Below are 8,304 nucleotides of genomic sequence, written 5' to 3' on the forward strand. Positions count from 1 at the left end.
ACCCGGAAGCTAAGCCTCACAGCGCCGATGGTACTGCAGGGGGGACCCTGTGGGAGAGTAGGACGCCGCCGAACAATCATTCAGAGAAGGCCCACGCGGGTGACCGGGTGGGCCTTTTCGCATTTCCGGGTCCGCCCAGGTGTACGTCCGCGGGGAGCAGTAGGCGTATCACCAGGTAGTCCCCCCAATGCGACGTCCGGGCGGACCTGACCGGACCGGCCTCCGATGGGAGGGCTTGCGCGGGGGGCCGGGGCTAGCCTGGCCCGCATGTACAACGACGGTCTGGTGACGTGCACCGCGCGTGAGCTCGTGATTCGCCGGTACTACTTCCCGTTGGCGTCCGCCAAGCGGATCCCGTACGGGCGGATCCGCGGGCTGCGGCAGGTGCCGCTGACCCGGGTCGGCGGGCGGTGGCGGATCTGGGGTTCCGGGGACTTCGTGCACTACTTCAACCTGGACCTGGGGCGGATCGACAAGAGCGTGGCCTTCGTCGTCGACCTCGGCGCCCGGGTCAAGCCGGTGATCACCCCGGACGAGCCGGACCGGCTGGCGGCGGCGATGGCCGCGCACAGCATCCCGGTGACCAGGGGCTGACCCGGGGCCCCGGTGGGACCGGGGCCGGCCGTCCGTCGGCCCCACCGCTCAGTTCAGTTCAGTGCGGCGCGGGGCGGGTGGGGCCAGGTGGGGTGGTGCTGGTCGATCACGTAGTGGTGGCCGTGCTGCCAGCTGCCGTCGGGGGTGGGGCGGGCGTCCGCGAGGTGGGGGTGGCCGAGCGGCAGCTCGGTGTGGCGGTGGCTGAGGGCGTCCGGGTCCCGGGCGGGCCACAGGGCGGTGGCGGCCAGGGCGGCGGCGAGTGCGACCGCGCCCAGGACGACCGCGGTGGCGGGGAGTCCGGCGCCGGCGGCGAGCCAGCCGGCCAGCGGGTAGGTGAGCAGCCAGCAGCCGTGCGACAGCGAGAACTGGGCGGCGAACGCGGCCGGCAGGTCGGGGTCGGCGGCGGAGCGGCGGACCACCCGGCCGCCGGGTGTCAGGACGGCCGAGCCGGCGGCGCCGATCAGGGCCCAGGCGGCGAGCAGGGCGAGCCAGCTGCCGGTGCCGGCCGGGGCGGCGGTGATCGCGGTGACGGCGGCGAGGACGCCGGGCAGGGCGAAGGCGGCGGGCAGCATGACGGACCGGTCGCTGACCCGGGTGAGCAGCCGCGGCAGCAGCAGGGCGGCGAGCATCGAGCCGACGCCGTACGCGCCGAGGGCCAGCGAGACGGCGCCGACCGGGCGGTGGAAGTGGTCGCGGACCACGTTGACGGTGTCGACGAAGACGATGGCGCCGGCGGCCGCCACCGCGAGGTCCAGGGCGAGCAGTGCCCGCAGCCGTGGGGTGGCCCGGAACAGCCGGGTGCCGAACGCGGCCCTGCGGTAGATCCCGTCGGTGCGTTCGACCGGCCGGGGCCTGGGCAGCACGACGGAGACGACCAGGGCGGCGGAGGCGAGGAAGCCCGCGGTCGTCCCGGCGAACAGCCAGTGGTACGGGACCACGGAGAGCAGCAGGGCGGCGAGCGCCGGGCTGAACAGCGATTCGAGGTCGTAGGCGAGCCGGGACATCGACAGCGCCCGGGTGTAGTCGCGTTCGGCGGGCAGCACCTCGGGGATGGTGGCCTGGAAGGTCGGGGTGAAGGCGGCGGACGCGGCCTGGAGCAGGAAGATCAGGACGTAGACCTGCCACACCCGGTCGACGAACGGCAGGGTGAGGGCGACGGCGGCCCGGGTGAGGTCCATGGCGACCATCAGGGTGCGCCGGGGGACCAGCCCGGCGAGGGCTCCGGCGACCGGGGCGATCGTCACGTACGCGACCATCTTGATCGCCAGTGCGGTGCCGAGGACGGCCGAGGCGTCGTTCCCGGCGATCGAGTACGCGAGCAGCGAGAGCGCCACGGTGGCCAGGCCGGTGCCGACCAGGGCGACGACCTGGGCGGTGAACAGGTGGCGGTAGGTGCGGTTGCGCAGCACGGTCAGCATGGGCCCGTCCCGGGGCGGAGGTGGGGGTGGTGGTGCGCCCATCATAGGCAATGCGTGCATACGTGTGCACCTGTTTGTCAGACGGAACGACCTGCGCGGACCGGCCGGGGCTCAGTCGTGCGGGGGGAGGTGCCCGATCTGGTGGTCGGCGACGTTCAGGGCCTCGTCCACCAGCCGGCGCAGGTGCCCGTGGCGCAGCGAGTAGACCACCCGCCGGCCGTCCTTGCGGGTGGCGACCAGCCCGGCCAGCCGCAGCTTGGCCAGGTGCTGGCTGACCGAGGGCCGGGCGGCTCCGGTCGCCTCGGTCAGCGTGGTCACGTCCGCCTCGCCCCGGCCGAGCCGCTCCAGCAGCGCCAGCCGGGTGCGGTCGGCCAGCAGGGAGAGGACGGAGGCGGCGACGTCCAGCCGCGCCTCGGCCCGCTGCTGCGAGCGGTGTGCATCTGCCAGATCGGTGCCGGAGCTCATGCCCGCAGTCTATGGTGTGTGCGCAGGTGCGCTCATGACGAGGGACCGCGTCGGCGGCGGAGGTAGGCCCAGGTGACGGCGGCCAGCAGCGGGCCCCAGAGCAGCAGTGGGGCGTAGCAGGCGACCAGGACGACGGTGTGCCAGTCGCCGGACAGCATCGGGAGGCCGTCGGGCAGCGGTCGGCCCCGGAGGTCGCGGCCGGTCGAGAGCAGCATGGTCAACAGCAGCGTGCCGACGCTGAGCGCGGCGGCGCCCAGCGCGGCCGGGACGACGGCCGCCGCGACCGGGACACGGCGGCCGCCCAGCAGCGGGAGCCGGCGCGGGAGCACCTCGCCCCAGCGGGCGACCAGGCCGAGCGCGGTGAAGGCGAGCAGCTCGGAGACGGCCGACAACAGGACGACGTACAGCTCCAGCGGCAGCCACCAGGGGAGGCTGCCGGAGTCCTGCACCGCGTCGCCGTCCAGCGGGGCGTGGAAGGTGCAGGTGGCGATCCGCCAGGCGCTGGACGGCAGGACGGTGAGCGGCACCGCCCGGGCGGCGAGCCCGGCCCAGCGCGGAACGCCGGGGACGGGGGTGTGGGCGGAGGCCCAGGCGGTGCGCAGGCGGCCGGTGGCAGTGCGCAGGCGGCCGGTGGCGGGCAGGAGTTGGGCGAGGGCGGTCATGGGGGCTCTCCGGTGCGGCGGGGGCGGTGCCCCAACGCTCGCAGCCGGACCGGGGGGTGGGCCTCGGCCGGGAGGAGGAACCGGCTCCCCCGGGGGAGGGAGCCGCCGCCGTCGAGCCTGCGGTCAGTCGGTCAGTCGGTCAGGACGGGTCAGCCCGCGCGCTGCTCGACCGCCTGCTCCTCGGCGACGGGCGCCGGGGCCGGTTCGAGGTCGCCCATCCGCGGGATCACGAACAGTGCGGCGAGGATCAGCGCACCGGCGATGACGATCGGGGTGCGGATGCCGACGGTGGAGCCGATCCAGCCGCTGAGGCCGGCGCCGATCAGCATCCCGACCCGGGAGAGCATCAGGTAGCAGCTGTTGACCCGGCCGAGCAGTTCCTTGGGCACGGTCTGCTGGCGCAGCGAGATCGCCTGGACGTTCCAGGTGACCACGCCGAAGTTGCCGAGCGCGAACAGCGGGGCCACCGCGAACACCGAGGGGCTCAGGCCCATCAGCAGCAGCGAGGAGCCCATCAGCACGAAGGCGAGGGTGATCCGGGCCCGCCGGCCCAGCCGCTCGCCGATCCGGCCGGCCACCATGCTGGCGGCGGTGCCGCCGGCCACGCCGGTGGCGAGGACGGCGCCGAAGGCCCAGGTGGGCTCGTGCAGGGTGCGGGTGACCAGCAGCGCCATCATGGTGATGCCGAGGGAGGAGGCGCCCGCGGCCACGGCGGAGAGCGAGGCGACCAGGCGCAGTTGCTTGTGCCCGTACAGCCAGCGGACGCCCTCGCGGACCTCGGCCATGACCCGGCGCTCGGACCGCGCCCGGGGGGAGCCCGAGCGGCCGGTCGCGGCGACCAGGGCGGCGGCGAGGGCGAAGGAGACGCCGTCGACGGTGAACGGGTAGCCGGCCGCGATCGCGAACAGGCTGGTGCCGACCAGCGGACCGATCATCCGGCCGACCAGCAGGCCGCCCTGGAGGCGGCCGTTGGCGACGTCCAGCTGCTCGGAGCGGACCACGTCCGGGATGGTCGAGGTGGCGGCGTTCACGAACACCGTCTCCCCGCAGCCGAGGACGAAGGCCAGGGCGGCGAGCAGGGCGAGCGGCGGGGTGGTGGAGAAGACCCAGGCGGCGAACCCCAGCAGGATGGCGGCGCGGCCGAGGTCGATCGTCCACATCAGCCGGCGGCGGTCGAAGCGGTCGGCGATGACGCCGCCGAACAGGGCCATCAGCAGCCAGGGGAGGGATCCGGCCACCGCGACCACGGACACCGCCGACGGGGAGTCCGAGATGGCCAGGGCGAGCAACGGAAGCGACGAGTCCCGCATGCCGTCGCCGACCGCCGAGATCGACGAGGCCGACCACAGCATGGTGAATTTCCGGCCCAGTTGGGGCCTGGAGCGGTGCGGGGGTGTCGCTGGGCTGGCTGAGGTCACCGACGCAGTATGGCATGACCGCTACATGTTTGGACGCCCTTCACCGACCATTTCCAGCTGGGATCCCGGAGTCCGGAAACCCCCTTGACGAGGGCGGTGAGGCCCCCGCCCGTCAGTGCTGGACGCCGGCGGAGAGCGAGAACCCGGCGAACTGGGCGTGCTGGGTACTGGCCGGGCCCCAACTGGTGTCGTGGCCGCCGTAGAAGGTCGAGAACAGCACCCCGCCGAAGGGGATCGAGGCGATGCCGGAGGCGACCCTGGCGGAGTACACCTGGCGGCCGTCGTACCAGACGGTGACCTCGCCGGTGTTCCGGTTCACCGACTGCTCGACGGTGTGCCAGCGGTCGTCGGCCTGGAAGTGCCAGTCGCCCAGGCCCTCGTCCACACCGTAGCCGGTCGGGCCGGAGTCGGTCGGGGTGTAGAGGTAGACCTCGCCGTTGTCGGGGCTGCCGTTGGCACCCCGCCACATGTAGCGGGTGGACCAGCCCGCGCCGTGGTTGCCGCCGGACTCCTGGCCGATCTTCTCGCCGTACAGGCCCGGCAGCTTGCCGGCCTTGCCCCAGTCGCGGCCGGTCGGGAAGCGGAGGGAGTACTTGAGGTCCAGGGTGGGGCCCTGGGCGAGGGCGGACAGGCCGAGCGCGTTCAGGTCGGTGTAGAACTGGCCGCCGCCCGGATTGGGGCAGTCGGTGCAGGAGTTGGCGGAGGAGCCGGCGCCGTACGTCACCTGGAGCGCGGGGCCGCCGTCGGGGGCGGTCCGGTCCTCGACGGAGGTGAAGTCGGCCGCGCCCCAGGCACCTTGGCCCGCGACGCCCCAGGAGCGCTGCCACTGGGCGGTGCCGTAGCCGCGGAAGCCGCCGGTCCAGGCGGCCGAGCCGCTGGGTGCGGGAGCGGCGGTGGCGGAGCCGGTGGGCGGCTGGGTACGGGCCCCTGCGGGGGTGGCCGCGCAGCCGGCGGCGGCGAGCAGGGCGAGTGCGGCCAGGGCGGCGGTGCGCGCGGAGCGGGGCATCGGTGGCTCCTCGGTCGGCGGTTGATCCGTACAGATCATGCCGCACACCCGGGTCGGGCTTGGGTAAAGGGCGGGGCAGGGAAGGGGAAAGGGCTGTGGCCGGGTGGGCGGTTCACGAAGGAGGTGAACCGCCCACCCGGCCACAGCCGTTGAACGAGGGTCGACGGCCCGCCGGGTCAGCCCGCGAGCGTCCGGTGGAGGGCGTCGAGGCCGTCCCGGTAGATGCCGGCGAAGAGCTCCTCGGCCTCGGCGGCGGTGACGCCGTCCGGGTTGAAACGGCCGGACCACTGGACCTCGGCGAGGTCGTCGCGGCCGGGGACGGTGTGCACCCGGAGGGTGGAGAGGTAGCCGGTGACCGGGAACGGCGCCCGGAGGATGGCGTACGAGTAGTGGCGCGCGGCCTCGTCGAAGCCGACGAGGCGCTCGACGATGACCTCGCCGTCGGGGTTCTTGAGGCTGCGGACGCGGCCGTCCTCGGAGGCGGTGCTCTCCGGGATGTAGGGGAGCCAGTCGGGCAGGGAGTCGAAGCCGCCGATGAGGTCCCAGACCTTCTCGGGGGAGGCGGGCAGGACGCGGCTGACGGAGGTGGAGGCCATGGTGCATCTCCTGGGGGCAGTACGGGGGACGGCGTGGGGTGTGCGGCCGGGGCTCAGGCGTCGTGGGGGAGCGGGGCGGCGGGGCTGACCAGGCCGGCGGCCCGCAGGTCGTGCCAGAACGCGGCCGGGACGGTCTCGTTCAGGGCGGCGGTGTCCTCCGCGATCCGGCTGGGCCTGGTGGCGCCGGGGATGACGGCCGCAGTGGCGGGGTGGGCGAGGGAGAACTGCAGCGCGGCGGCCTTGACGGAGACGCCGTGCCGGGCGGTGAGCTCCTTGAGCTCGGTGACCCGCCGGACGATGTGCTCGGGTGCCTGCTGGTACTCGAAGTGGGTACCGCCGGCGAGGATCCCGGAGCTGTAGGGACCGCCGACGACCATGTCCACGTTCTGCTCCTGGGCCATCGGCAGCAGGCGCTGGAGCGCGTGGTCGTGGTCGAGCAGGGTGTAGCGGCCGGCGAGCAGGAAGCCGTCGGGCCGGGGCTCGTCGAGGGAGAGGGTGAGCTCGATCGGCTCGGTCCGGTTGACGCCCAGGCCCCAGGCCTTGATGACGCCTTCGTCGCGCAGCCGGCCGAGGACGCGGAAGGCGCCGGTGCGGGCCTCCTCGAACTTGGCGAGCCACTCGTCGCCGTGGAAGTCCTGGGCGATGTCGTGGACCCAGACGACGTCCAGCCGGTCGGTGCCCAGGCGCTGGAGGCTGTCCTCGATGGAGCGCTCGGTGGCGTCGGCGGTCCAGACGTGGAGCATCTTGTTGGGGTTGCCGTGCTCGAACAGGCCGCCCTTCTCACCGAGGTCGCGGGCGCCCTCCTCACGTTCGTCGAGGACGACCCGGCCGACCTTGGTGGACAGCACGTACGCGTCGCGCGGCTTGCCGGCCAGGACCCGGCCCAGGCGCTCCTCGGCGAGGCCGGCGCCGTAGAAGGGGGCGGTGTCGAAGTAGCGGACGCCGTGCTCCCAGGCGGCCTCGACGGTGGCGGCGGCCTCGTCCTCGGGGATCGCGCGGAACATGTTGCCGAGCGGGGCGGTGCCGAAGCCGAGCTTGCCGGAGAGGATGTTCTTGATGGACATGACAATGCCTTTGGGGTTGCTGCCCCGACGGTGGGGGCGGTGGTGTGGTTGCGCGCGGCGGGCGGCCGACGGCGTCGAGCGCCGTCGGCAGGCCGTCGGGGTGCGGGGTCGGTCAGTTGAACTGGTCCGGGTGGGGGCCGGTGCGCAGGCCGCGGTCGGTCGCGGCGATGTCGGCCATGTCCTGCTCGGTCAGCTCGAAGTCGAAGACGTCGAGGTTCTGCCGGATCCGGGCGGGGGTGACGGACTTCGGGATGACGACGTTGCCGAGCTGGAGGTGCCAGCGCAGCACGATCTGGGCCGGGGACTTGCCGGTGCGCTCGGCGATCGCGGTGACGGCCGGGTCGTCGAGGACGGCGCCCTGGGCGAGCGGGCTCCAGGCCTCGGTGGCGATGCCGTGCCGGGCGTGGAAGGCGCGCAGCTCGCTCTGCTGGAGGCCGGGGTGCAGCTCGACCTGGTTGACGGCGGGGACGAGCTCGCTGGTCTCCAGCAGGCGCTGGAGGTGGGCGGGCTGGAAGTTGGAGACGCCGGCGGCGCGGATCCGGCCCTCGGCGGTGAGGCGCTCGATCGCGCGCCAGGAGTCGACGTAGCGGTCCCGGGCCGGGGTGGGCCAGTGGATGAGGTAGAGGTCGACGGTGTCGAGGCCGAGCTTGGCGAGGCCGGCGTCGAAGGCGCGCAGGGTGGCGTCGTAACCCTGGTCGGCATTCCACAGCTTGGTGGTGACGAAGAGGTCCTGGCGGGCCAGGCCGGAGGCGGCGAGGGCGCGGCCGACGCCGGCCTCGTTGCCGTAGATCGCGGCGGTGTCGATGCTGCGGTAGCCGGCTTCGAGGGCGGCGGTGACGGCGGTGGTGGTCTCGTCGTCGGGGACCTGGAAGACGCCGAAGCCGAGCTGGGGGATCTCGACGCCGTTGTTCAGCTTCACGGTGGGGATGGAGGGGGCGCTCATGGTTCCTGGGTTCCTTCGGTGGTTCTGGGGGGTAGGGGGAGGTGGATGCTCTTATGGATGTCAAGCAGCGATGGTGAGCTGCTCGGTGGTGGTGCTCGGTGTGCTGGGCGTGGTCAGGACTCGGTAGATCTCTCGGGC

The 8,304-nt window shown here is 73.6% G+C and carries 9 protein-coding genes; 1 reads left to right on the forward strand and 8 read right to left on the reverse strand.

Translation table 11 applies throughout. The annotated features are described in order from the left end of the window. The first annotated feature begins 267 nt into the window (after nucleotides 1-267). Nucleotides 268-594, forward strand: coding sequence for a hypothetical protein (locus tag ACFC1T_RS37725; RefSeq protein WP_375897148.1), 327 nt, complete (start codon nucleotides 268-270; stop codon nucleotides 592-594). Between the two features lie 53 nt (nucleotides 595-647). On the opposite strand, the gene ACFC1T_RS37730 is transcribed toward ACFC1T_RS37725, so the two are convergent. From ACFC1T_RS37730 to ACFC1T_RS37765, 8 genes are all read right to left on the reverse strand, one after another. After that, nucleotides 648-2,012 (reverse strand): MFS transporter, encoded by a 1,365-nt coding sequence (locus ACFC1T_RS37730; RefSeq protein ID WP_375897149.1) that lies wholly within the window; start codon nucleotides 2,010-2,012, stop codon nucleotides 648-650. Between the two features lie 111 nt (nucleotides 2,013-2,123). Continuing rightward, nucleotides 2,124-2,477 (reverse strand): ArsR/SmtB family transcription factor, encoded by a 354-nt coding sequence (locus ACFC1T_RS37735; protein ID WP_375897152.1) that lies wholly within the window; start codon nucleotides 2,475-2,477, stop codon nucleotides 2,124-2,126. Between the two features lie 32 nt (nucleotides 2,478-2,509). Continuing rightward, nucleotides 2,510-3,139, reverse strand: coding sequence for a hypothetical protein (locus tag ACFC1T_RS37740; protein WP_375897154.1), 630 nt, complete (start codon nucleotides 3,137-3,139; stop codon nucleotides 2,510-2,512). A 149-nt stretch (nucleotides 3,140-3,288) separates the two neighbouring features. Then, nucleotides 3,289-4,491, reverse strand: a complete 1,203-nt coding sequence (locus tag ACFC1T_RS37745; RefSeq protein ID WP_375897157.1) for an MFS transporter — start codon at nucleotides 4,489-4,491, stop codon at nucleotides 3,289-3,291. A 178-nt stretch (nucleotides 4,492-4,669) separates the two neighbouring features. Then, the gene (locus ACFC1T_RS37750) at nucleotides 4,670-5,563 is read right to left on the reverse strand and encodes a polysaccharide lyase (RefSeq protein WP_375897160.1); all 894 of its coding nucleotides are present in this window, start codon (nucleotides 5,561-5,563) and stop codon (nucleotides 4,670-4,672) included. Between the two features lie 176 nt (nucleotides 5,564-5,739). Next, a complete protein-coding gene (locus tag ACFC1T_RS37755; RefSeq protein ID WP_375897163.1) occupies nucleotides 5,740-6,159 on the reverse strand; it encodes an SRPBCC family protein in 420 nt (139 codons plus the stop codon). A 53-nt stretch (nucleotides 6,160-6,212) separates the two neighbouring features. After that, the gene (locus ACFC1T_RS37760; protein WP_375897165.1) at nucleotides 6,213-7,223 is read right to left on the reverse strand and encodes an aldo/keto reductase; all 1,011 of its coding nucleotides are present in this window, start codon (nucleotides 7,221-7,223) and stop codon (nucleotides 6,213-6,215) included. Between the two features lie 112 nt (nucleotides 7,224-7,335). Beyond that, a complete protein-coding gene (locus ACFC1T_RS37765) occupies nucleotides 7,336-8,166 on the reverse strand; it encodes an aldo/keto reductase (RefSeq protein WP_375897168.1) in 831 nt (276 codons plus the stop codon). Nucleotides 8,167-8,304: the final 138 nt, after the last annotated feature.

Origin of the sequence: Kitasatospora sp. NPDC056076 (assembly GCF_042266305.1) — a bacterium.
GTDB lineage: Bacteria > Actinomycetota > Actinomycetes > Streptomycetales > Streptomycetaceae > Kitasatospora.

Coding starts and splice junctions, on each gene's coding strand:
- ACFC1T_RS37730 (WP_375897149.1), bottom strand. CDS start 2,012: ATGCTGACCGTGCTGCGCAACCGCACCTACCGCCACCTGTTCACCGCC.
- ACFC1T_RS37740 (WP_375897154.1), bottom strand. CDS start 3,139: ATGACCGCCCTCGCCCAACTCCTGCCCGCCACCGGCCGCCTGCGCACT.
- ACFC1T_RS37755 (WP_375897163.1), bottom strand. CDS start 6,159: ATGGCCTCCACCTCCGTCAGCCGCGTCCTGCCCGCCTCCCCCGAGAAG.
- ACFC1T_RS37725 (WP_375897148.1), top strand. CDS start 268: ATGTACAACGACGGTCTGGTGACGTGCACCGCGCGTGAGCTCGTGATT.
- ACFC1T_RS37750 (WP_375897160.1), bottom strand. CDS start 5,563: ATGCCCCGCTCCGCGCGCACCGCCGCCCTGGCCGCACTCGCCCTGCTC.
- ACFC1T_RS37765 (WP_375897168.1), bottom strand. CDS start 8,166: ATGAGCGCCCCCTCCATCCCCACCGTGAAGCTGAACAACGGCGTCGAG.
- ACFC1T_RS37745 (WP_375897157.1), bottom strand. CDS start 4,491: ATGCTGTGGTCGGCCTCGTCGATCTCGGCGGTCGGCGACGGCATGCGG.
- ACFC1T_RS37735 (WP_375897152.1), bottom strand. CDS start 2,477: ATGAGCTCCGGCACCGATCTGGCAGATGCACACCGCTCGCAGCAGCGG.
- ACFC1T_RS37760 (WP_375897165.1), bottom strand. CDS start 7,223: ATGTCCATCAAGAACATCCTCTCCGGCAAGCTCGGCTTCGGCACCGCC.